The organism is Demequina activiva, assembly GCF_016862815.1.
In the GTDB taxonomy this organism is placed as follows: domain Bacteria; phylum Actinomycetota; class Actinomycetes; order Actinomycetales; family Demequinaceae; genus Demequina; species Demequina activiva.
In genome coordinates, this window is record NZ_BONR01000001.1 from 721,241 (window position 1) to 745,226 (window position 23,986).

A 23,986-nucleotide genomic window follows, 5' to 3' on the forward strand; every position below is an offset into this window, starting at 1 on the left:
CTCTAGCGTGCCTGGTATGGCTGATATCACCGCCCCCGAGGTTGGCACCCACGCGTCGGCACCCGTCGCGCTCACGGCCCGGGGGCTCACCAAGACCTACGGCTCCGGCGACGCCGCCGTCACCGCCGTCGACCACGTGGACCTCGACATCCCAGGGGGCGTTCTCACCGCGGTGATGGGGCCCTCCGGCTCAGGCAAGACCACGCTGGTGCACCTGCTCGCCGGGCTGGATAGGCCGGACTCCGGCGAGGTGTGGATCGGCGACGACAACCTCGCAGCACTGAGCGACAAGCAGCTCGCGAAGGTGCGCGGCCGCGTGGTGGGGTTCGTCTTCCAGGGCTTCAACCTCATCCAGACCATGAGCGGGCGCGACAACATCCAGCTGCCGCTGCGACTCAACGGACTCCGCCGGGACGACGAGTGGTTCGCGGGCCTGGTGGACATGCTGGGCATCGACCGCGAGCTGGACCGCAAGCCCTTCGAGATGTCGGGTGGTCAGCAGCAACGGGTCGCCATCGCCCGCGCGCTGATCACCCGGCCGCGCGTGGTGCTCGCGGACGAGCCCACCGGCAATCTGGACACCCACGCCAGCGCGGAGATCCTCTCCCACCTGCGCGTGAGCTGCCGCGAGCTCGGTCAGTCCGTGGTGATGGTGACGCACGATCCGACTGCGGCGTCCTACGCGGGTCGCGTGCTGCTGTTCGCGAACGGCCGCGTCGAGGGACACATCACGGACCCGTCACCGGACTCGGTGCTCGCGGGACTCGACGCACTGGCGGGGGTGGAGCGATGAGGTGGGCAGCGCGGATCACGATCGGCCTGGCAGCGGCACTGGCGACGTCACTCTCCGGTCCGTTGTGGGTCGAGGCCGCATGGGCGTACGGACAGCGCATCCCCGGCTACTTCGACCTCATCTTCCTCGCCGTCTACACGATTCCCCTGTTCCTGATCGCGGGCGTGATCGCATGGCTGTTCCTGCGGTTGGGCCTTGCGCCGCGACGCCACGAGATCGCGACGCGGCTCGCTCTGGGTCAGACGCGTTCCACGATGGTCTCGCAGGCGGCGCGCAGCGGCCTCAGGTCAGGTGCGATCGCCGCCGCAGTCGCGGCCGTCGCCTCGGCGATCGTCTCGCAGTTCACGTACGACGAGTCCGAGGCACCGTGGACCGGTGTGCTGTCGCAGACCACGCTCGTGGCCTACGTGGGCGTGGCCGTGATCGCGACGGCGACGAGCGTGCTGGTGCATGTGCTGGCCATGGCTGCGGTCACCCGCGGCACCCCGGACGCGGCCGACGCGGTCGTCGCTGCGGACGACGACGTCCCCGGCGAACGGCCCGGCTGGGTGAGAGGGGCTCGCCTGGCATGGTGGGGCGCGTACCTGCTGGGGCTGGGGGTCGCCGCGGTCAACCGCTTCGTGCCGCTCGACCCGTGGGCGATCGAGACTCTTGCGAACCCGGGCTGGCTCATGGTGACCAAGAACATCGCCATGACCATCGCCATCGTGGGGACGCTCTGGGTCGCAGGCGCGATGGCACGGCGAATCGCTGAGCGACTCGTCCGCGGCTCGGCACTCCTGCTGGGGCGTGGGGGCGCGGCAGGTGCGGGTTCCATCGCGGCGGACGGGCTCGCGCGCCGATCGGCGACCCGGACCCGCGTGGTGACGCTCGCCGCGATCGTGTCCGGCCTGGTCGCGCTCTCGCTTGCCGGCCTGGGTCACTCCCAGGCCATCGATGCCGCGACGCGGGAGGCGTCTGCGGACGGCTACCTGTTCTCGGTCGACGTGTTCGGCGCGCAGACCCAGCCCGCGGGCTTCGCGACGCAGGCCCTCGACGCGGAGGCGCTCGCCGCTCTGGAGGCCGATCCTCGCGTCGACGTGGTGCCCTTCTCGCTGCTGTTCGACGAGCCGTACGAGTACACCTCGTGCTACGCCGAGACCTGCTCCACGGGCACCGAGCAGGAGGTGCTGCTCGCCGTCGATGCCGAGGCGATGGACACCGTCGCGCCCAGCGCGCTGCGCACGCTGGGCCTGATGGACGGCGTCATCCTCAGCGGCACGCACTGGCAGACGGATCCGGAGGGGTTCCCTGCCGAGGAGGGCGCCACGATCGAGTTCACGTACTCCGAGGCCACCGACGAGACGCCCGTGTACCGCATCGGGACGTCCCTCGAGCTGGATCAGACCGCCCGGGAGTGGGCGGCAGAGACGTGGGGACCGGCGCCCACCAGCGGAGCGATGCTGTTCCCCGCCGCCGGCCAGCCCGCCGGGATGGACGTGTTCACCGTCGCCGACGAGTACTTCCCGCCGTCTACCGTATGGAGCCTGGATCCCGACAGCGGCGAGAGCTTCACGACCTTCGACGGCGTCGGCGTCGCACTGGCGGTGATCGGCCTCGGAGTGGGCGTGGTGATGATCGTGAGCACCACGGCCACCTCGGTGCGGATGCGTCGCCGCGAGCTGGCGACCTTCGCTGCGCTGGGCGCCCGCCCTGCCGACCTGCGCGCCGCCCCGGTGTGGGAGGCCACCGTGCTCGCCGGCGCATCGGCCGTCGCCGGTGCTGTCGTGGGCGTGATCGTCTCCGTCACCACCACCAACGTGTTCCTGCTCGAAGCAGGGGCGCCCTTCGATCTGACCGAGATCCTCTGGCATCTGGGCGCCGACCTCGCGGCTGTGCCGTGGGTGTGGATGCTCGTGGTCGCCACGGGAACGGTCGCAGCAGCGGTCGTGGCGGCGGCGACGTTCAGCCGCTCGATGTCAGCGCGCTCCCCCGTCGATGAGCTCCGGACTGCGGACCGGGAGGGTGTCCGATGATCGTCACGCTGATGAGGGAACAGGTGCGGGCGCAGCGAAGCGCGCTGGTGTGGACAGGTGCCCTGCTCACGCTCTCGCTGGCCATCGCCTCCGCGGCCTTCATCGCCGCAGCCACACAATGGAGGACGGACGAGATCGTCGCCGACCGCTCGTTCCTGGCCGAGGACTACGCGACGTCCGTGTCGTGGTGGTCGCAGGGCGCACCCCCGATGGAGGAGGAGCGTGACGACGAGCCCGGCACGCTCGCCCCTGGCGAGCTCGAGAGCATGGTCGATGCGGCGCTCGAGGATGGCTACAGCGCCCGTGCAGTGCACCACACGGTCCTGCGCATCCAGAGCGAGGACGGCTCTCGAGCGGTGGATGCTGACGCAGGACTCTCCGCGCAGTACCCACTGCATGACTGGGCGACGGTGCTGATCGCAGGCGAGGGCCCGGTCGACGGCGAGATCGTTCTGAGCAGCTCGGTGGCGGAGGATCTGGACGTGGGCGTGGGCGACGTGGTCGCGATCACGCGCTACGAGGACCCGACGGCGGTGCTGGCGCGACAGGTCCGCGTCAGCGGACTGTCCGCGCCGTCCGTGGACGGGCCGTTCTGGAGCTGGTCGGCGGCCGGCCACCTCACGTGGGAGGACTCCCTCGAGTACTGGTCCCAGACCCCGGCGTGGACGTTCGAGAACGGGGCGGGCGAGCCGACACAGCTCACCATGGTGGACGTGGGCTGGCAGGACGGGGCTCCGTCGATGGAGCCGCTCATGGACGTCGCCTGGTCCGCGGCGTGGCAGGACGACACCGTGCCGCTGTTCGACCCGTTCGTCATGCAGGGCTGGGGTGTGGGCGCGCTCGCCGCGTCTGCGCTCGTGGCGCTCGCACTGCTCGGCGCGACGTTCGCCATGGGCCGCAGCCAGGCGCAGGTCCGTGTGGAATGGACCGCCACGGCCCGCGTGCTCGGAGCGCGCCGCAGCACGATCGTCGTGGCCAGCGTCCTCGAGACGCTCGTCCTGGGCGCGGTCGCGGTGGCCCTCGGGCTGGTCATCGGCTGGGCGGTCGTGCTCGGCGTGCTGGCCTGGGAGCGTGCCACCGAACCCGGGGTGACCTTGCCGGACGCTCCCGCGCTGCCGCTGGCGGTGCTGGGCATCGTGGCCGTGCTGGGCATGGTGCTCGCGGCGATCTGCGCGGTGGTCCCCGCGTTCTGGTCGTCGCGAGTGAGCCCCGCGGCGGCGCTCAAGCCGGTGACTCCGGTGAGCAGCGCCCAGGTATCGCGCAGCATGTCCGCGCGGTGGCTGGTGTGGATCAGCGCTGTGACGCTCGCGCTCGTCGGGGCCGGTCTCGCACTCGATGCGTATCGCATCCCCAACGCCGGGCGCTATCTGGCGGTCTGCGGTGCCGTCTCGTTCGCCGTGGTCCTGATCGCGGACATCGTCGAGGCGAACCGGCGCCTGGTCCCGCGCGCCGCGGACGCGCTCGCCCGATCAGGGCGCCCCTGGGCCCTGGCGCTGTCCTCCCACGCGACGTCGCGGGGGCGGTCGTGGGCGACCGCCGCCTCGATCATGGCGTTTGCGGCCGGCGCGGCCACCGCGGGTCAGAGCTACGGCGTGTTCGACACCATGGCGCAGTGGCGCGAGGCCGCGCTCGACGACGCTGGCGACGAGCTCCTGGCGTCCGCCGTCGAGCGCTCCGTTCCTGAGGCGCCGGCGGCGCTCGGCATCGTCATGGTCCTTGCCCTCGCCTGCCTGGTGGCGAGCATGGTCACGGCGAGTGCCCGCCGCGCGAGCCGTGCGGACGACGCCGTTCATGCGGCGCTGGGGCTGTCCGGCTCGGACGCTCGTCGCGCCGCCGCCGCGGAGACGGCGTTGCCCATGGTCTGCGGCATCGTGCTCGGCTCGACTGCCGGGTGGGCGCTGGTGTCACTGGCTCACCTCGTGATGACGGAGCAGCAGGGACGAGACCTCGCGGAATGGGCCGCGGCCACCGGACTCACCGTGATGTCCGTCGCGATCGTCGCTGTCCTGGCGCTCGTGCCGATCACGGCCGCGAGCGCGGTCGCAGCCATGACGGCGCGCACGGTGTCGCCGGTGGAGGCGGCGCGCGTGCGCTGACCGCGTGGGCGGCGCACGCGGCTCGCACCTAGACTGGCGCGCATCGGCGCCTGCCCGGCGCCCGCATCGGCCGTATGGAAGGACCCGCACGTGAGCAACTACGCCGGAGACATCACGCCGCAGGAGGCATGGGACATCCTCACCTCGAACCCCAACGCGCGGCTCGTGGACGTGCGAACCGAGGCCGAGTGGCGCTTCGTGGGCGTCCCGGACACCTCGTCCACGGACCACGAGACCTTGTTCATCGAATGGGTGTCCTACCCCGACGGAGAGCGCAACTTCCAGTTCGTGAGCCAGCTCAAGGACGGCGGGATCGAGCCCGGCACCGACGAGCCCGTGATCTTCCTGTGCCGTTCCGGACAGCGCTCGATCGGCGCGGCAGTCGCGGCGACGGATGCTGGCATCGGGCCCTCGTACAACGTGCTCGAGGGCTTCGAGGGTCCGGTGGGCGCCGCCGGTCACCGCGGCGAGGTGGGCTGGAAGGCGCACGGGCTGCCCTGGCGCCAGGGCTAGGGCTAGGGCTCCGTGATCGAGCGCCGCCCACCAAAGTCCGCCCCACAAATGAGCATCCTCACCGCGATTCTTCTGGATCCTGCCTGCTAGGTGGGCACTCGTCGAATCGATGTGATCGCGGCCGCATCTCTCGACCGATTCTCGCGCTGATTGGTGCAGCATTCTGCGCTTTTCCAGCCATTCTTCGACATCCGCCGTACACCGTGCCGCCACCTGGAATTCGCCTGGTATCGATACGTTCGCCGATGGTCCACTCACCATTCGACGAAGGATGAACAGATGCCTCAGGCCCGGTCAGCAGTCGCGCTCGCGACACTCGTGGGGATCAGCGCGGTGGGACTCGCCGCCGCGGCTCCCGCGTCAGCCATCGACACGGCGGCGCCACAGGACGCGCTGGTGATCAACGAGGCGTCCTCGAGGTCCACCGTCGACGTCATGGGCGGAGCCGACTGGGTCGAGATCCACAACACCGCGGACCTGCCGGTCGACGCGTCCGGGGTGCTGTTCGCCGACGCGGACGACGACCACGTGTACGCGATTCCCGGCGGCACCGAGATCGCCGCGGGCGGGTACCTGGTCCTCACCGAGTACGACGCGGTCGACTTCCCCGACGGCCACTTCGACTTCGGACTGGGCAATGGCGACTCCGCCCGCCTGTTCGCACCCGGCACCGCCACGACGGTCACCGCGGAGGACGAGCTGGTGCTCGACCCCCAGGCGGTGCCCTTCGACTCGACCACCTGGCTAGGCCACCACGCCGAGCCGAGCTGGGGCCGCTGCCCCGATGCCACCGGGGGGTTCACGCTGCTCGACGAGCCGTCTCCCGGCGCCGTGAACATCTGTCCCGCGCCGGTGACTGCCGCGGAGGCGTTCCGGATCAACGAGACGCAGTCGACGGGCGACTCTGCGGACTTCATCGAGGTGGTCAACACCGCGTCCGTGCCCGTGTCCTTCGACGGCGTGGTGGTCATGGACAGCAAGGACGAGGACGCCTGGGTGGCCACCGGCATCGGCGAGGTCCCGGCCGGCGGCTATGTGCACCTGGTCTCCGACGTGCACTTCAGCTTCGGCCTGGGCAAGGGCGACTCGGCACGACTGTTCGCACCCGGCACGGCGCTGACCGAGGTGGGCGGCCTGGCGGCCGCGGTGGAGCCATTCGACGCGACCACCTGGCCTGCGGACCAGCACACCGCTCCGACCTGGGGTCGCTGCCCTGACGGGACCGGCGACTTCACGACGACGGGCGCGGCCACGCCTGGCGCTGCCAATGACTGCTCGGGAGACTCCCAGCCCCCTGTCGAGGAGCCGGCAGAGCTGTCTGGCGACCTCGCGATCAATGAGGTCGAGTCCAACGGCGACGACACCGACTGGGTCGAGGTCGCGAACCTCACCGACACCCCCATCGACATCTCCGGGTGGGCGATCAAGGACAATGACGACAGCCGCACGGACGTGGTCCCGTCCGGGTCCGTGGTGCCGGCCGGAGGCCTGCTCGTGATCGACCAGGAATCCGCCACCTACCCCCAGGGCTTCACCTTCGGGCTGGGCAATGGCGACACGTTCCGCCTGTACGACCTCGAGGGCACGCTGCAGGCGAAGCACACGTGGGCCACGCACGCGCTGGTCAGCTGGGCACGCTGCCCTGACGGAACGGGCGACTGGCGCGACGCGACCGCCTCGACCAAGGGCGCTGCCAACGAGTGCTCGACCCCGCTGCGCCTCAACGAGATCGAGTCCTCGGATGCGGGAGCCGGCCCGGACTGGGTCGAGATCATCAACATCGGTGCTGCAACGGTGAACGCGTCGGGGCTGATCGTCAAGGACGATGACGACGCGCACGTGTACGCGATCCCCGCCGGCACCACGATCGCAGCGGGTGGACTGCTGCTGGTCGACGACCTGGGCTTCGGCCTGGGCGGCGGCGACAGCGCTCGACTGTTCGCGACGGACGGCGAGACCGTCATCGACTCCTACGGCTGGGACTCTCACGCCGCCACCAGCTACGGGCGCTGCCCCGATGGCACGGGAGAGTTCGAGACCACCGTCTCCGCCACCCCCGGGGAGCTCAACGACTGTGCGGGCTACGTGCGCGCATCGGCCTGGCCGGGCGGCGTGGACGTGGCCGCGCTCGACGGCGAGGACTGGTTCGCGGGCGACATGAGCGGCATCGACTATGACCCCGCCACCGGCGACCTGTGGGCGGTGCAGAACGGCGACGGTCTGCTCTATCGCCTCACGGCCGATGCCTCAGGCACCTGGTCGATCGCTCCCGGCTGGGAGGCGGGACGCATTCTGCGCTACCCGGGTGGGACGGGCACCGTGGACGCCGAGGGCGTCACGGTGCGCGAGGGCGAGCCGGGCGTGGTGTACGTCTCGACCGAGCGCGACAACGACCAGGGCTCGACCAGCCGGCCGTCCGTGCTGCGCTTCGAGACCACCGGCACGGGCGAGCTGATCGCGACGTCCGAGTGGAACCTCGCGCAGCTCGCACCGCTGTCCTCCCTGCCGGCCAACGGCGGGCTCGAGGGCATCACCTGGATTCCCGAGCTCAGCGCCTTCGCGGTGGGTGTCGAGGGCACCGCCTCGGTATACCTGGTGTCGCTCGAGGCCGGTGGCGCAGCCACGCTGCTCGAGACTCTCAGCACCGAGCCGCTGTCGTTCCCGCTCGTGGCGGACGTGCAGTGGGATGCCGAGCGCGACCAGCTGTGGGTGGTGTGCGACGAGGCCTGCGACGGCCGCATCGCGACCTTCGCTCAGACGGAGGGCTCGTGGGAGATCACGGCACTGTACGAGCGTCCCGCCGGCATGGCCAATGTGGCGAACGAGGGCTTCGCGATCGGCGCCAGCGCCCTGTGCGTCGATGGCGCAGTGCCCACGTTCTACGTCGACGATGCGGACACGGACGGCTTCTCGCTGCGCTCCGGCACCCTGCCGTGCGTGGCGGGCGGTCCGGGCGATGGTCCGGGTGACGGACCCGGCGACGGACCGGGTGACGGACCCGGGAACGGCGGCGGCACTCCCGTCACCGGACCTGACGGCGAGCCCCAGCCGGCACTGTGCACGATCACCGCACCCGCGTCGGCCGATGCCGGCGCGACCATCACGGTGCGCGTCGACCCTGACTGTGCGCCCGCCGAGGTCGTGGTGGTCATGTACTCCGAGCCCACCGTGATCGGCACCGCGACCGTGGCCACGGACGGCTCGGTCACCTTCACGATCCCGGCGGACATCCCCGCAGGCGATCACACCCTCGAGCTGCAGGCGGCGGACGGCACCGTCATCGGCTCGACCGGGATCACGGTCACCGAGGCCGGCGAGGTGGCTGGCCTGGCCCAGACGGGCGCCTCGGACTGGGATGGCCTGCTGCTCGCGGCGGCGCTGCTGGCCTCCGCCGGCGGCGCGCTGCTCGTGGCACGCCGCCCTGTCTCGTAGCGCGCCGCTCGCTCCATCCCCGCAGTGGGGCTCAGTGCTGACGGCCCGCCGGTCGTCGGCGCTGAGCCCCCGTCGGGTGCGCATACGGGTGCCGCCAGCGGGCGCATCGGCCCTGTGCCGGCACCCGCGCCCCCGGTACCCTGGCCCCATGACCGACAAGGACCTCCCCGACTCGCTGCGCCCCGACACGCTCGCGGTGCACACCGGCATCCACCGCTCCGAGGCGAACGAGATGTCCGAGGGGATGTACCTCACCCAGGGCTACGCGTACGACGATGCCGAGCAGGCGCGAGACGCGTTCGCCGGCGAGATCGACATCTACATGTACTCCCGGTACGCCAACCCCACGGTCACGGCGTTCCAGGAGCGTCTGGCCGCGATCGAGGGCGCCGAGGCGTGCTTCGCGACGTCTACTGGCATGAGCGCCGTCTTCGTCTCGCTCGGGTCGATCCTCGGCCAGGGTGATCGCCTCGTCGCCGCGAAGGCACTGTTCGGCTCGACGCTGCAGACCTTCACGAACTTCTTCGAGAAGTGGGGCATCGTGGTCGACTACGTCGACGGAAATGACCCCGCCGACTGGGAGCGTGCGCTCGCCACGCCCGCCAAGGCCGTCTACATCGAGTCGCCCACCAACCCCATGCAGGATGTGCTCGACATCCCGTTCATCGCGCGACTGTGCAAGCAGGCCGGCGCGCTGTTCGTCGTCGACAACGTGTTCGCCACGGCCATCGGCCAGAAGCCTCTCGAGCTGGGAGCCGATGCGGTGGTCTACTCGGCGACCAAGCACATCGACGGCCAGGGCCGGGTCCTCGGCGGCGCCATCCTGGGCTCCGACGAGTACGTCAACGGACCCGTGAAGCTCATGGTTCGCAACATGGGAGCCACCATTTCGCCGTTCAATGCATGGGTGCTGCTCAAGGGCCTCGAGACGCTCGCGGTACGCGTGCGCCATCAGGCCGCGAGCGCCATGGATCTCGCGGCGTGGCTCGAGCAGCACCCCAAGGTGTCCGTGGCCCGCTACCCGCTGCTGCCCTCCCACCCGCAGCACGACAGCGCCGTGAGGCAGATGACGCTGGGCGGGACGCTCGTGACGCTGGATCTCGCGGTCGGTGACGGCGTGGACGTGGCTGGCCCCGAGGCGCAGGCGGCGGCCTTCCGGTTCATGAATGCGCTGCGCCTGTTCACCATCTCCAACAACCTTGGCGATGCCAAGTCGATCTCGACGCACCCCGCCACCACCACGCACAACAAGATGACCCCGGAGGGTCGCGCGGAGGTGGGGATCTCGGAGACCACGGTGCGCCTGTCGATCGGCCTGGAGGACGTCGAGGACCTGCGCGCGGACCTCGATCAGGCGCTCGCGCTCGTGTGAGTTCCGGTGGGCGAAATGGGCGGTTCTGGCTCGTCTGCGCGGGGCCACACCACGTGCTCCTGCGCGTGATACCGTCCCGGCCATGAGCGCAGGAGAGCCGCCGGAACGCGACTCCTCTGCGCCCACCACGCAGCAGCTCGCGGTGGCCTCCCGCCTGCCGCTGTCGCTGAGGCTGATCGGCCGCAACTCGGCGCCCGGCGCCCTGATCGTGGCGGCCATCGCCCTGTTCTTCGTGGTCGCGGTGCCGGCGTTGGCGGGGGTGCTGCGGGACCCGGAGCCAGCCGCCGACGACGCGGTCGCCGCGGGCGGCACGCTCGAGCTCTCGCTGGCCGAGGGATGGAGCGTCGAGAGCCAGAGCTCCGGAGTGACCACGGTGGTGAGCGGCAGCGCCACGCTGACGGTGCGCGCGTCCATCAGCGGGCCCGCCTCGCTGGAGCCGCTGGTCGATGAGGCGGTCGCCGCGCTCGCGGAGGACCCGACGGCGAACTGGGTGATCACCGATCCGGTCCCCTACACCACGGAGTCCGGCTACCCAGGCTTCACTGTGTCTGCCACGAGCGAGACTCTGTCCACGCAGACGTGGGTGATCGACAACGGGACGCTCGACACGGTGAGCACGCTGGCCGCGCCGCTCGAGTCCTGGGCGGGCGCGCTGCCAGGGGCACAGGAGATCGTCGAGTCCATGGCGGTCGCGCCCTCGCCACAGAGCTCCACCACCTCCGAGCCGGGCCTGCCATGACCACGCGCGAGCCGCAGCCCTACACGGTGTCGATCGCCGCGCTGCCCCGGCTGATTCCCCGCACTGCGACCTTCATGGACGCACGTTCGTGGGTGTTCTGGGTGGGCATGGCGCTCACGCTGTTCGGCCTGGTGCGATGGACGCCGTTCGTGGCGCGTGCCCTGCGTGACCACCCGGAGACCGCCGTGCTGGCCGCCATCCTGTGGCTGCTGTACGGACTGGTCTTCATCGTGATCCTCTACCAGCTCGAGATGTTCGAGCGTCGCTCGCCCGTCACCGTGCTGGGCGCACTGCTGTGGGGAGCGCTCGCCGCACCGGGCCTGGGCGCGATCGCCGCGCCCGCCATGCACGACGTGGTGGCCTCCGCTCTGGGCGCGGACAACCCCTGGGTCTCCTCGTTCGCTGCGCCGCTGGTGGAGGAGCCCCTCAAGCTCCTGGGGGTGCTGGCGCTCGCGCTCATCCCAGGAGCCCGCGTGCGCTCAGCCGCGGACGGGCTGTTCTACGGCGCCGTGGTGGGCCTGGGATTCCAGGTCTCGGAGAGCTTCCTCTACACCGCGGCCTTCAGCGCGGACGGCACCACGGACACCGTGTGGGCCATGTTCACGCTGCGCGGGCTCATCGGCGGTCTGTGGTCGCATGCCACCTTCACTGCGATCGCCGGTGCGGGCCTGGGCTACTTCTTCAACGCAGGAACGTCCCAGCTCAGCCGGGTCGCGGCGCTCGCAGGGGGCCTGGGCCTCGCGATGACGCTTCACGGCTTCTTCGACTCCCCCCTTCTCAGTGGCGCGGCCGTGCTGAGCTCGATCGTGAAGGGCATCCCGGTGCTCGCGCTGTTCCTCGTGGTGCTGCGGTGGGCGCATCTGCGCGAGCGCCGGACCTTCGCGGGACTCGCCGCGCACATCGTCCCCGACGATCTGGTGAGTCCCGGTGACTTCACCACCCTCGCGACGCGGCGTGCGCGGCGCCGCGCACGGCACTGGGCACGCAAGCGCGGCGGCCGGGCCACCGCGCGTGCGCTCAGGCGCCTGCAGGCCGCGCAGCTGAGCCTGCTGACCGCTGCCCACGAGGATGGCTGGGGATCCCCGCGGACCGTCGAGTACTCGCGGGACGTGAGGATCCTGGGTGCGACCGTGGACCGCCGCCAGGCCGACTGGGACGCCCGGCTGGCGCGCCTCTCCGACTGACGCCCCACGCCCGCTGACGCTGCGACCACTCACGCCGCCGCGCGGTACCCCCGGAAGCTTCGCAGCCGCAGCGAGTTGCCCACGACGAACAGGCTCGACGCACCCATGGCGGCAGCCGCGATCATCGGGTTGAGGATCCCCAGCGCCGCCAAGGGGATCGCCGCCGTGTTGTACGCGAAGGCCCAGAACAGGTTCCCTCGGATGGTGCCGAGCGTGCGCCGGGACAGCGCGATCGCATCGGCCGCCGCACGCAGGTCCCCGGACACGATGGTGAGGTCCGAGGCCTCTCGCGCCACGTCCGTGCCGGTGCCCACCGCGAGACCGAGATCGGCCTGGGCGAGGGCGGGAGCGTCGTTGATGCCATCGCCCACCATGGCCACGCGGGTGCCGCCGTCCTGGAGGGAACGGATCACGTCCGCCTTGTCGCCCGGCAGCACCTCCGCGATGACGCGGTCGATGCCCACTTGATCGGCGACGGCGTGCGCAGCGCGCTCGTTGTCGCCAGTGAGCAGCACCACCTCGAGGCCGAGCTCCCGGAACGACCGGATGGCCGATGCGCTCGTGGGCTTGACCGTGTCGCTCACCACCACGACGGCCTCCGCGACGGCACGGGTGCGGGTCGCGAGGGTGCCGGTGCCTACGCCACCGTCATCGGAGGGAACGCGGCCCGCGAAGATCGCGGTGCGGCCCTGGGACTCCGCCTCGGCTGCGATCTGCTCGATCGCGTCCGGCACCTCGTCGAACATGCGGCGAGCGCCCACCAGGACGTCCGCGTTCGCGGCGTCCGGGCCCGGCGCCTCGCCCGCGAGGCCCACGTGCTGGACGGTGGCGATGACGCCGTGGCCAGGAACGTTGCGGAAGCCCTTGACGCGTTTGCGACCCTCGCGCGCATCGGCGATCGCCTGCGCGATGGGGTGCTCGGAGCGGGCCTCGACGGAGGCGACCGCATCGAGGAGCGCTGCCTCCGCATCGTCACTATGCTGCGCCGCGATGTCCGGCGCGGACGCGGTCACGAGCGCCATGCGGCCCTCGGTGACGGTTCCGGTCTTGTCGAGAACGATGACCTGCACGTCGCGGGTGTCCTCGAGTGCCTCGGGACCACGCACCAGCACGCCCAGCTGCGCACCACGGCCGGTGCCGACCATGATCGCCAGCGGAGTGGCCAGCCCCAGCGCGCACGGGCAGCTGATGATCAGAACGGCCACCGCGGCGGTGAACGCGGCATTGACGTCCCCGGTGAGCAGCCACCATGCCGCGAGGGTCACGGCTGCGATCAGGATGACCACCGGGACGAAGATGCGGGAGATGCGGTCCGCGAGGCGCTGCACGCGAGCGCGGCCCGTCTGCGCATCGTCGACCATGCGGGCGATCTGCGCGAGCATGGTCTCCTCGCCCACCTTGGTCGCCTCGACCGTCAGGGAGCCGTCCGTGGCGATGGTGCCGCCCACCACCTCGCTCGCCTTGCCCTGATCCGCCTCGACGCGCACCGGCACGGACTCTCCCGTCACGAGGCTCGCGTCCACCGCGGCGCCTCCCTCGACCACGATGCCGTCCGTCGCGATGGTCTCGCCGGGCCGCACCACGAAGCGCATGCCGACCTCGAGGCGGTCACGCTCGATGACGGTGCCGTCCTCGAGCCGTGCGGTCGAGCTCTGGCGCGCGCTCAGGGCGCGGATCGCGTCCCCGGCCCGCGCGGTGGACCGCGTCTCGAGCCACTTGCCCAGCAGGATGAGCGTCACGATGACGGCGCCGGTCTCGTAGTAGATGTGGCCGTCGCTCATGGCGCCCGCAGCGTGTCCCAGCAGCACCACGGTGGACCAGGTCCACGCCGCGACCGTGCCGATCGTGACGAGCGTGTCCATGTTGGTGGTGCCGTGGCGAGCACTCATGAGGGTGCTGCGGTGGAACGGCCAGGCCGCCCAGCCGATCACGGGGGTCGCGAGCACCGCCACCACGCCCTCCCACCCGGTGAAGTGCCAGGCCGGGATCATCGAGATCAGCAGAACGGGGAGGGTGAGGAGCGCGGCGACGAGGAAGCGGCGCCGGTAGTCCGCGATGCGAGCGGCGTCCGCCTGCAGATGAGCGGCATGCTCGTCCATGTCGTGCTCGTCCATGTCGTGCTCGTCGTGCACAGCGCGACCCGACGGCGAAGGAGCCGGCGCGCCTGACGGGCGCGGCTTGGTCAGCACCTCGTAGCCCAGGCCGCTGATCGCGTCCCTCATCTGAGCCTCGAGCGTCGCGTCATCCACCGAGCCGTCGGGGCGCACCGTGGCGCGCCGGGTGGCGTAGTTGACGGTCGCGTCCTGGACTCCGGGGAGCTTCGCAAGACCGCCCTGGATGGACGCCGCGCAGCTCGAGCACGTCATCCCGGACACGGCGAGGTTGATCGCGTCGACGCGGGGGATGCGGTCGGCCGGGGTGGTCATGATGCGGCGACGCGGTAGCCCGCGCCCTCCACGGCCTCGTCGAGGGCGAAGTCGAGGTCCTCGGCGGGCACGGTTCCGTCAGGAGTGACGCGCGCGAGGCCGGTCTCGTGGCTCACGTCCGCCTGCGCGACTCCTGGAGTGGATTCAAGAGCGCTGCGGACCTTGCCCGAGCAGCCCGTGCACGTCATGCCGGTGACGGTCAGATCGATGGTGTCGGAGCTCATGATGGCGTTCCTTCCGCGAGGGTGGGCGCCCGGTGCGCCCCTCTGAATGACCACGCTAGACCTTCCACCCCACTGGAAGGTCAAGCCCTCATCCGACCAACGATGCGGACCGCCCGTGTCTTCCCGTCAGGCGCTCACCTGCGAGGTGGCGGGCATCGCGGCGACGATGGCCTCGACCTGCGTCCTCGCGTCCCCGAAGAGCATCGCGGCGTTCTCCTTGAAGAACAGGGGGTTCTGCACTCCCGCGTAGCCGGTGGCCATGGACCGCTTGAACACCACCACGTGCTTGGCGTTCCACACCTCCAGCACCGGCATCCCTGCGATGGGCGAGCGCGGATCCTCGAGCGCGGCGGGATTGACCGTGTCGTTGGCTCCGATCACCAGCACCACATCGGTGTCCGCGAAGTCGTCGTTGATCTCGTCGAGCTCAAGCACGATGTCGTACGGCACCTTGGCCTCCGCCAGCAGCACGTTCATGTGCCCGGGCAGCCGGCCCGCGACCGGGTGCACCGCGAAGCGCACCGCGACGCCGCGAGCGCGCAGTCGCGACACCAGCTCCGCCACGGGGTACTGGGCCTTCGCGACCGCCATGCCGTAGCCGGGCGCGATCACCACGGACCGGGCCGATCCGAGCAGCTCGACCGTCTGGGCGACGGTGACCTCCGAGTGCTCTCCCACCGGTGCATCCTCCGGGCCGGCCCCGGCGCCACCCTCCGCCCCGAACCCTCCCAGGATGACCGCGAGGAACTTCCGGTTCATGGCCTTGCACATGATCGCGGAGAGGATGGCGCCGGAGGATCCCACCAGCGCGCCCACCACGATCAGCAGCGAGTTGCCCAGCATGAAGCCAGCGGCCGCGGCCGCCCAGCCCGAGTACGAGTTCAGCATCGACACCACGACGGGCATGTCGCCGCCGCCGATGGCCGCGACCAGGTGGGCTCCGATCGCGAGGGCGATGAGCGTCATCAGCACCAGCGGCCACACGGACGGCGCCGCGAGGAACCACGCCCCCAGCGCCACGGACGCCACGACGCCCGCAAGGTTCAGCGCGTGGCGCCCCGGCAGCGTCAGGGGCTGCGACCGCAGGCGCGCGGAGAGCTTGAGGTACGCGATCAGGGATCCAGTCAGCGTGACCGCACCGATGAACACGCCCAGGAACACCTCGACCAGGTGCACCGCGTCATGCCCCTCGGTGAGGAAGGAGTTGAAGCCGATCAGCACTGCGGCGGCGCCCACGAAGGAGTGCAGGATCGCGATCAGCTCGGGCATCTGCGTCATCTCGACGGAGCGCGCGCGCCACGTGCCCACCAGCGCGCCGAACAGCATCACGCCCAGGATCAACGCGGCGGTCACCCCCACGGGCCGTTCGGACTGGTCGAGCGCGAGCGCCACGGTCGCCAGGATCGCAATGGCCATGCCCGCCATCCCCAGGAGAGTGCCGCGCCGGGCGGTCGCCTGCCGGGACAGCCCCGCGAGGGACAGGATGAACAGCACCGCCGCGATCAGAGAGGCGACCTGCGCGACAGACGTCAGCGTCATGGCGTCACGCTCCCTTCTGGAACATGCCGAGCATGCGATACGTGACGAGGAAGCCGCCGAACACGTTCACCGACGCCACCGCGGCTGCGATCACGGCCAGCGATGTGACCACCGCGCTCGAGGACCCCAGCTGCAGCAGGGCGCCGATGAGGATGATCCCGGAGATCGCATTGGTCTGACTCATCAAGGGGGTATGGAGCGAATGGCTCACGTTCGAGATCACGTAGTAGCCGATCACCACCGCGAGCACGAAGACCGTGAACATCGCGAGGAACGCCGGCGACGCGAACGCCAGCGCGACCGCGAGCGCGGCGGCTCCCACCCCGGCGAGCCATGCGCCGCGGCGGCTCGTCGTCGGCACCCGGGGCACGGCCGATGCGCCCGCCTGCTGCGCGTCCACGCCGGCGCCGTCAGGGGTCGCCGCGGGCGCGGCGGACACGTGGACGGGAGGTGGCGGCCACAGGACGGCACGGTCGTGGGCGACGGTCATGCCGCGCACCACGGGATCCTCGAGGTCGATCACGGCGTGACCGTCCTTGCTCGGGGTCAGCAGCTTCACCAGATTGACGATGTTGGTCCCCAGCAGCTGCGACGTGTGCTGCGGCATGCGACTGGGCAGGTCCGTCCAGCCCAGGATCACCACCCCGCCGGGGGTGACGACCCGTTCGCCGGGGACCGTGAGCTCGCAGTTGCCCCCGCCGGAGGCGGCGAGGTCCACGATGACCGATCCCGGTCTCATGGCCGCGACCATCTCTGCGGTGATGGTGACCGGCGCGCTCCCGCGCACGAGCGCGGTGGTGATGACCACATCGGCGCGCGCGCTCTCCTGTGCGTACAGCTCACGAGTGTGACGCTCCTGCTCCGCCGTGAGCTCGCTTGCGTAGCCGTCCTGGGAGACGGCTTGCTGGGCGGCGGCCGCGTGCACGAACGTCGCGCCCATGGACTCGATCTGCTCGCCGGCCTCGGGCCGCACGTCGAAGGCACGCACCTGCGCGCCCAGCGAGACCGCGGCGCCGATCGCGGCGAGGCCGGCGACCCCGCCGCCGACCACGAAGACGCTGGCGGGCGCGGTCTTGCCTGCGGCGGTCACCTGGCCGGCGAACATGCCCCCGTACGCCTCCGCAGCCTCGATCACGCCGCGGTATCCCGCGACGTTGGACAGCGTGGACAGCACGTCGAGCGACTGCGCTCGTGAGATGCGGGGCACGGCGTCCAGGGACAGGGCGGTGATGCCGCGCTCGGCCAGCGCGTCGATCAGTTCGGGGCGGCCGTGGGGCGCCAGCATCCCGACCAGGATCGCCCCGGGGGTCAGCTGGCTGAACGCGTCCGCGTCCGGTGCGCCCAGCATCGCCACGATGTCACCGCTCAGCGCCTCGAGTCGATCGCCGATGCGCGCGCCTGCGGCCTCGTACGCGGCGTCGGGGACGTTCGCGGCGGCGCCTGCGCCGGCCTCGACGGTGACGTCGTAGCCCAGCCGCACCAGCTGCTCGACGGTGCGGGGCGTCGCGGCGACGAGCGTCTCGCCCGGGCGGGACTCCTGCGGGATCGAGATCCTCATGCTCGTGGGATGCCTTCCGCTCGCGGACTGAGACGTGCGGCCCCCGATGCGCGGGGCTCAGAGCGCGCGGCGGGGACCGACTGTCTTCGAGCCTATGCCCGCACCTGCGAGGGCGCCGGGGCCAAGGTCCCAGGCGCATCGGCCCTCTCGCTTTCCAGAATCGGCGCCATTCCCGTACGGGGTGGGCGTCCGTCGGGGATCAGGGGTGGGCGAGCACCTGGCAGCGGTTCGGGTCCGTGCACGCAGCCGGGTCCAGGGCCGCGGCACGCTGCGACAGGCCCCGCAGCTCCGCGCGGGCCGCTTCCAACGAGGCGATCTGAGCGTCGATGTCCGCGAGGTGCCGGTCCAGCAGCTCCTGGGTGTGGTGACACGTGCGCTCACCCTCCGACTTCATGTCGAGGATGGTGCCCGACTCCTTGAGGGTGAGACCCGCCGCCTGGGCGTCACGCACGAATCGCAGGCGCTCGAGCGCATCCTCGCCGTACTCGCGGTAGCCGGATCCTGTCCGTCCGGGATCAGCCAGCAGGCCGATCGACTCGTAGTAGCGCACGGTCTTGGCGGTCACGCCCGCCTGTCGTGCCAGCTCTCCGATGCGCATGTCGCCTCCCACGTCCGATCGCGCCAGTGCTCGCCCCTCCAACATTACAGGAAGGTGGAATGTTGGGGCCAGCCGTACGCGGGGTGCCGGTAGACCCCCGCCTGGCACTCGCATCGGCCGGGCGCCGTCGATAGCCTGGCCGCATGCGAACCCAGCCCCGTCGTCTTGGCCTGCTCGGAGGCATCACCTGGCACAGCTCGCTCGAGTTCGAGCGCCTGCTCAACGAGGGCGTCAACGCCCGGCTGGGCGGCTCGAGCGCCGCGGACCTGCTGGTGCGCAGCTACGACTTCCAGCAGATCGCCGACGCCCAGGCCGCGGGCGACTGGGATCGCATGGGCGCGATGTTCGCCGCAGATGCGGCGGCGCTGGAGCGCGCCGGCGCGGAGGCGATCATGATCTGCGCCAACACCATGCACAAGGTCGCGCCTGCGGTCAGCGCCGCGATCGGCATCCCGCTCATCCACATGCTCGACGCGACGGCGGACGCGATCCTGGCGGCGGGCCTGGACACGGTCGCGCTGCTGGGCACCGGCTACACCATGCGCGATCCCTTCTACCGGGACCACATGGCCGCACGCGGCATCACCACCATCGTTCCGCAGGAGGAGGAGCTCGCCGAGCTCCACGACCTCATCTACGACTCCCTGGCGCGCGGCGTGGTCCCCGCCCACGCTCCCGCCTGGGTACGCGGCGTCTACGACCACTTGCGTGAGCGCGGCGCCCAGGGCGTGATCTCCGGGTGCACGGAGATCCCCATGGTGCTCACGGCGCAGGACGTCGAGGATCCCTACTTCGACTCGATGGGCCTGCACGTCGACGCTGCGCTCGACTTCGCGCTGCGCGACTGACACCGCACGCGCACTCCTAGGCTGGACGGCATGGGCCTGGAGATCTTCGACCGCAGCAACCTCGCACCCTGGTGCATCGTCCCCTACGACTCCGTGCAGCGCACGCCGCTCGAGCGCGCTCAGATGATCGCTCGCACAGGCTTCACGCAGGCAGCCTGGGACTGGCGTCCCGAACACGTCGCGGACTTCCCCGCTCAGCTCGACGCGTTCGAGCGCTACGGGATCGGCCTCACGGCGCTGTGGGTGAGCATGGCGTGGCCCGCGGACGAGTCCGAGCGTGGCCTGGTGGACCCGGACGCGCTCGCGCACATCGACGAGTGCGCCAGGCGCGGACTCACGCCCACCCTGTGGACCTGCACCGACTTCGGTCCACCGGGGCCGTGGGAGCCGCTGCCTGCCGATGCCCAGTCCGAGCAGGTGCGGCGCACCACCGATCACCTGGCACCGCTGGTCGAGATGGCGGCCGAGCACGGCATGCAGGTGGGGCTCTACAACCACCTCGGGTGGTTCGGCGAGCCCGAGAACCAGATCGCGGTGGCCGATGCGCTCGCCGCCCGAGGCTTGACGAACGTGGGACTCGTCTACGTCCAGCATCACGGACACGCTCACCTCAACCGCTTCACGACGCTGTGGCCAGGGATCCAGGACCGCGTGCTCGCGCTCGTGCTGAACGGCATGGTCGAGGGTGCGCACTGGGGCGGCCGCAAGATCCACCCGTACGGGCACGGTCCAGCGGACGTCGAGCGGGCGCGGGTGGTGGTCGAGTCCGGGTGGAACGGGCCGGTCGCGCTCCTGAGCCACACCATGGACGACGCGGAGCACCGCCTGCTCGACAACCTCGAAGGGCTGGACTGGGTGGTGGCTCGCCTGCGCGACCCTGCCGCCTCGCCCGCCTCGCCACCCCAGCCCCGCATCCCTGAGCCCGTCTGGCCCCACTGAGCCTCGCCGCGGCTTCGAGGCCTCGCACCAGCCGTCGAGGCCCAGGAACCCGGATGATCCGGACAATTCGGCATCTACCTGGGCTGTCGCACCCGTGACGTTCTTCACATCGGCGTGTACGCCGCCGTAGAGTCGGGGAGACACTGGACGCACTGCGCGACACCCCATCTGGAAGAGCTGAGGGGCACTCATGGGCGATGCGACGCGCGAGACCCGCGCTGACACGCGCTCCGGCGACCCCGCCGGTGCGTGCGCGCAGCGTGCTCGGATCGCTGCCGCGCGCATCGTCTCCTCCGACCTCGAGGATCGCTCGCCGCAGCAGCGCGCGGCGATGCTCACGCGCCTGGGGCTCACGCGGATCATCTGGGACTGGCGCGAGGAGCACGCGCTGAGGTTCGCCGCGGAGATGGATGCCCTGGAGGCCGCGGACATCTCCGTCGTGGGGCTGTGGTGTCCCCTGCCGCTGGGCGAGCCAGGTGCGCCAGATGCGGATGTCGCCCTGGGGCTCGTCGACCCCCACGTGCGGGCCCAGGTCGAGCAGCTGCGCCGGCGCGGCAGCCGTCCCGACCTGTGGACGTGCGTCGAGTTCGGACAGGAGGGCACTCCCGCTCGCCTGTCGCCAGCGATGCAGCGCGCTCGGGTGCGGCGCGTCGCGGACCACCTCGAGCCGCTGGCACGGCTCGCGCTCGACGCAGACATGTGCCTCGCGCTCACCAACCACCTGGGCTGGTTCGGCGAGCCCGAGAACCAGGTCGAGGTGGTCGAGGAGCTCGCCCATCGTGACCTGCGCAATGTGGGGATCGCGTACCAGTTCCAGCACAGCCACCACCACGCGCATCGCTTCGCCGAGGTGCTCGCGATCATGCAGCCGCACCTCGTGGCCGTGGCGCTGTCCGGCGTGGACCCCGACGGCATCCAGACCGGGCGCAAGATCCTGCCGTGGGGAGCCGGACGCATGGACCGCAAGCTCGCTCACGTCCTCATGGCCTCCGGCTGGGAGGGGCAGATCGCTGTGCAGGGCCACAGCTCCGACGACGCCGAGCCTCGGCTGCTCGACTCGCTCGAGGGCATCGAGTGGATGCTCGACCGGTGGAAGGGCGTGCGTCATGCACGCCCGGTGCCGCGCATCGCGACGCCGGCGTGGCCAGAGCCCACCTCGGGTGGACCGTACATGGGCATGTCGCTGCTCAGCAGGCGCCTGCGCCGCCGCCTGGTCGACAGCGGTCAGGTCGCCCCCACCCTCCCGCGGGTGCGCACGTCACCGCCCGAGCCGCCGCCCATCACGCTGCCTCAGCGTCAGGTCGCCGAGGCCGTCGACACGCGAGCAGTCGATGGAGACGAGCCGCCCGAGGACACCAACGAGCTGCCGACGCGGGCCGCGCCTCGCAGGCGCCGCAGCGAGGATGCGATCGCGGGCACCTCCGGTGCCGGCACGGATGACGGCGCCGTCGCCGACGTCCGCGGGGGCGCGGTGAGAAGGTCCCGGGGAGGCGCAGCGGGCGTGCTGGCTGCGATCCACGCGGCACGCGCGCAGGTCGACTCGGACGGCGTGCCCGAGATCGACGCGCCGGCCGCCGCCGAGCGTGCTTCGGGTCCCGCGAAGCCTCGCAAGGGCCGTGGGACCGGAGTCGCCGCAGGCCGGCGGCGCGGCGATGCGGGACCTGTCCACCCGCTGTCGCCCATTCAGGACGCGCCCCCGCAGGGCACGTCCTATGAGCCGGAGAGCGCTGCCGAGTCCGGCGAGCTGCCGCTGCGGATCGCCCGCCGAGAGGTGACGTTCGAGGCCCCTGACCCGTACACGGGCGCGATCCACGCGCTCCTGACGCACCTCGGGCAGGTGGGCTTCCGCGGCGCGCCGCGCAGCTTTGGCTGGGACGCGCAGGGCCGCCACCTGGTCGAGTGGGTCGACGGCGTGCGCGCGGACCACCCCGATGCGCCGACCGCGGCGCTCGATCCCGCGCGCATCGGCGCGTTCATGCGGGAGATGCATGATGCGTTGGCGACGTTCGAGCCACCCGCCGACGCGCAGTGGTTCGACGGTCTGCCGGGTCCGGGCGGTGACCTGATCATCCACCAGGACATCGCGCCGTCGAACATGGTGATCGCCGAGGACGGTCGACTGGTCGCCATCGACTGGGACGCCGCCGCTCCCGGCACGCGACTGTGGGATGTCGCGCACGCGGTGCACGCCTTCGCGCCGCTGCACGGCCGCGGCTTCGAGATCTCGTCGCAGGCGGAGCGCATGCGGGCGTTCGCGGACGGCTACCAGCTGAGCGACTCCGAGCGCGAGCGACTGCTGCCGCTGTTGGCCTTGCGCTCCGAGCGCATGTACCACTACCTGGCGCAGATGCGGGCGACGGGCGAGTCGCCGTGGCTCGAGCTGTGGGAGCGCGGAGTGGGCTCCGTGTGGGCGTCGGATGCGCAATGGATCCGCAAGCACGAGCACGAGTGGCGAGCGGCCCTGCTCGGCTAGCCCCCCTTCCGAGAATTTGGCACCATTTTCATCGCCCAGGGCAGGAAATGAGGAAGGATCCTCCACCCCACGCACAGCGCCGATGCGCGGGTCACCTCACGGTGGCCCTGCCGTCGTCCGTTGAGCGAGGCGCGCATCGGCCGGGCGGCGTACGCAGCGTGGAGATTCCTTCCTCACAAACGCCCTTGGGCGATGAAAATGGTGCCAAATTCTGGAGAGGAGAGAGCGAAGGGGCGGCGGGGCTACCAGCCGGCGCGCTCGAGGGCCTCTGCTGCGACCACGAGCCGATCACGGACGCCGGCGTTGTCCACCACCGCATCGTCCAGGTCGAGCGTGCGAAGGATCCCGTCGAGTTCCGCCGTGCGCGCCCGGGCGAAGTCCTGCCAGTAGCCTTCCGGCTCGCGCGCCATCAGCCGCTCCAGTCGCACGTCCTCCGGGGCGTCCACACGCACGATCGCGACCTCGGCTGGGCCCGCCTCGGGATCGGCGAAGGCGCGGGCGTAGCGATCGCGATCGGTGGAGTCTTCGACCACGCGCGGGAGCACCATCAGACCGAATCCGCGAGCGCGATAGTTCGGCGCGATCGCCGCGAGGTTGTCGAACAGCAGCCCCTGGTTGAAGCGATCGGTCTCGGGATGCGGCTCGGCCTGACACAGGAAGTCGGCGTCCACGTAGCCGCTGTGCGCGTCGCGCTCCGCCAACAGATCGTGCACCGCGGCGGCGATGGTGGTCTTCCCCGCCCCCATGGTGCCGTTGATCACCAGCACCCGGGTGGGCAGGGGACGCGCGAAGCAGCGCGAGTCCGGCTCGTCCTTGTACTCGCCGTAGGGCGCCATGGGCGTCCACCCCAGTGACTGATACAGCGCGATGGCCTCGGGCTGCTCGGTGCCGGTCTCGAGGATCATGCGCGTCGCGCCCGCGCGCCGGCACGCCTGCTCGGCCGCCCTCATCATCACCCGCGAGTGCCCGTGGCCCCGATGCCCGGGCTCGACCCACAGGCGCTTGAGCTCCACGTCTCCCGGCAGCGTCTCAGGGTACGGCGACCAGCGGGCGACGATGCTCGCGACCGGCGATCCGTCCTCCGCGTAGCCCACCCACGACCCCACGAGAGTCGGAAACTCCGTCTCGAGCACCAGGTCGGGCTCGTCGTAGCGCAGGGCGAGGTCTCGCTCCTGGGCCTTCCACAGCCGATGCGCGTCGGGATCGTCCGGGCGCACCCGGCGAACGGTGATCATGG

At 71.1% G+C, this 23,986-nt stretch carries 17 protein-coding genes; 11 read left to right on the plus strand and 6 right to left on the minus strand.

What is annotated here, in order from left to right; all coding sequences use genetic code 11:
- Positions 1-16 precede the first annotated feature (16 nt).
- From Dac01nite_RS03500 to Dac01nite_RS03535, 8 genes are all read left to right on the plus strand, one after another.
- Positions 17-793 carry an ABC transporter ATP-binding protein gene (locus Dac01nite_RS03500; RefSeq protein ID WP_203653400.1) on the plus strand — a complete coding sequence of 259 codons (777 nt, stop codon included), beginning with the start codon at positions 17-19 and terminating at the stop codon, positions 791-793.
- Positions 790-2,808, plus strand: a complete 2,019-nt coding sequence (locus tag Dac01nite_RS03505; protein ID WP_203653402.1) for an FtsX-like permease family protein — start codon at positions 790-792, stop codon at positions 2,806-2,808. Before Dac01nite_RS03500 ends, Dac01nite_RS03505 begins: the two co-directional genes overlap by 4 nt.
- Positions 2,809-2,819: 11 nt before the next feature.
- Positions 2,820-4,904, plus strand: coding sequence for an FtsX-like permease family protein (locus Dac01nite_RS03510; protein WP_203653403.1), 2,085 nt, complete (start codon positions 2,820-2,822; stop codon positions 4,902-4,904).
- A 90-nt stretch (positions 4,905-4,994) separates the two neighbouring features.
- Positions 4,995-5,417, plus strand: coding sequence for a rhodanese-like domain-containing protein (locus Dac01nite_RS03515; protein ID WP_203653404.1), 423 nt, complete (start codon positions 4,995-4,997; stop codon positions 5,415-5,417).
- A gap of 279 nt (positions 5,418-5,696) precedes the next feature.
- The gene (locus Dac01nite_RS03520; RefSeq protein WP_203653405.1) at positions 5,697-8,849 is read left to right on the plus strand and encodes a lamin tail domain-containing protein; all 3,153 of its coding nucleotides are present in this window, start codon (positions 5,697-5,699) and stop codon (positions 8,847-8,849) included.
- A gap of 148 nt (positions 8,850-8,997) precedes the next feature.
- A complete protein-coding gene (gene metZ, locus Dac01nite_RS03525) occupies positions 8,998-10,221 on the plus strand; it encodes an O-succinylhomoserine sulfhydrylase (RefSeq protein WP_203653406.1) in 1,224 nt (407 codons plus the stop codon).
- An 82-nt stretch (positions 10,222-10,303) separates the two neighbouring features.
- Complete coding sequence (locus tag Dac01nite_RS03530) at positions 10,304-10,960, plus strand: hypothetical protein (protein ID WP_203653407.1); 657 nt, start codon at positions 10,304-10,306, stop codon at positions 10,958-10,960.
- Positions 10,957-12,144 (plus strand): PrsW family intramembrane metalloprotease, encoded by a 1,188-nt coding sequence (locus Dac01nite_RS03535; RefSeq protein WP_203653409.1) that lies wholly within the window; start codon positions 10,957-10,959, stop codon positions 12,142-12,144. Before Dac01nite_RS03530 ends, Dac01nite_RS03535 begins: the two co-directional genes overlap by 4 nt.
- A gap of 29 nt (positions 12,145-12,173) precedes the next feature.
- Here Dac01nite_RS03535 and Dac01nite_RS03540 read toward each other — a convergent pair whose 3' ends face one another.
- The 5 genes from Dac01nite_RS03540 to Dac01nite_RS03560 form a co-directional block, all read right to left on the minus strand.
- Positions 12,174-14,570: a heavy metal translocating P-type ATPase gene (locus Dac01nite_RS03540; RefSeq protein WP_203653411.1), complete on the minus strand. Its 2,397-nt coding sequence runs from the start codon at positions 14,568-14,570 to the stop codon at positions 12,174-12,176.
- A complete protein-coding gene (locus Dac01nite_RS03545; RefSeq protein WP_203653412.1) occupies positions 14,567-14,794 on the minus strand; it encodes a heavy-metal-associated domain-containing protein in 228 nt (75 codons plus the stop codon). The genes Dac01nite_RS03540 and Dac01nite_RS03545 overlap by 4 nt, the downstream gene beginning before the upstream one ends.
- Before the next feature lie 126 nt (positions 14,795-14,920).
- Positions 14,921-16,333, minus strand: coding sequence for a Re/Si-specific NAD(P)(+) transhydrogenase subunit beta (pntB, locus tag Dac01nite_RS03550; RefSeq protein ID WP_203653414.1), 1,413 nt, complete (start codon positions 16,331-16,333; stop codon positions 14,921-14,923).
- A gap of 4 nt (positions 16,334-16,337) precedes the next feature.
- A complete protein-coding gene (locus Dac01nite_RS03555; RefSeq protein ID WP_203653416.1) occupies positions 16,338-17,891 on the minus strand; it encodes a Re/Si-specific NAD(P)(+) transhydrogenase subunit alpha in 1,554 nt (517 codons plus the stop codon).
- Between the two features lie 199 nt (positions 17,892-18,090).
- Positions 18,091-18,489, minus strand: coding sequence for a heavy metal-responsive transcriptional regulator (locus Dac01nite_RS03560; RefSeq protein WP_203653418.1), 399 nt, complete (start codon positions 18,487-18,489; stop codon positions 18,091-18,093).
- Positions 18,490-18,632: 143 nt separating this feature from the next.
- On the opposite strand from Dac01nite_RS03560, the gene Dac01nite_RS03565 reads away from it, so the two are divergent.
- The 3 genes from Dac01nite_RS03565 to Dac01nite_RS03575 all read left to right on the plus strand — a co-directional run bounded on the left by Dac01nite_RS03565 (position 18,633) and on the right by Dac01nite_RS03575 (position 22,749).
- Positions 18,633-19,337 carry an aspartate/glutamate racemase family protein gene (locus tag Dac01nite_RS03565; protein ID WP_203653420.1) on the plus strand — a complete coding sequence of 235 codons (705 nt, stop codon included), beginning with the start codon at positions 18,633-18,635 and terminating at the stop codon, positions 19,335-19,337.
- A 30-nt stretch (positions 19,338-19,367) separates the two neighbouring features.
- Positions 19,368-20,276, plus strand: coding sequence for a sugar phosphate isomerase/epimerase family protein (locus Dac01nite_RS03570; protein ID WP_203653422.1), 909 nt, complete (start codon positions 19,368-19,370; stop codon positions 20,274-20,276).
- Positions 20,277-20,466: 190 nt separating this feature from the next.
- Complete coding sequence (locus Dac01nite_RS03575) at positions 20,467-22,749, plus strand: phosphotransferase (protein WP_203653423.1); 2,283 nt, start codon at positions 20,467-20,469, stop codon at positions 22,747-22,749.
- 242 nt (positions 22,750-22,991) lie between these two features.
- On the opposite strand, the gene Dac01nite_RS03580 is transcribed toward Dac01nite_RS03575, so the two are convergent.
- Positions 22,992-23,984, minus strand: a complete 993-nt coding sequence (locus Dac01nite_RS03580; RefSeq protein WP_203653424.1) for a GNAT family N-acetyltransferase — start codon at positions 23,982-23,984, stop codon at positions 22,992-22,994.
- Positions 23,985-23,986 lie beyond the last annotated feature (2 nt).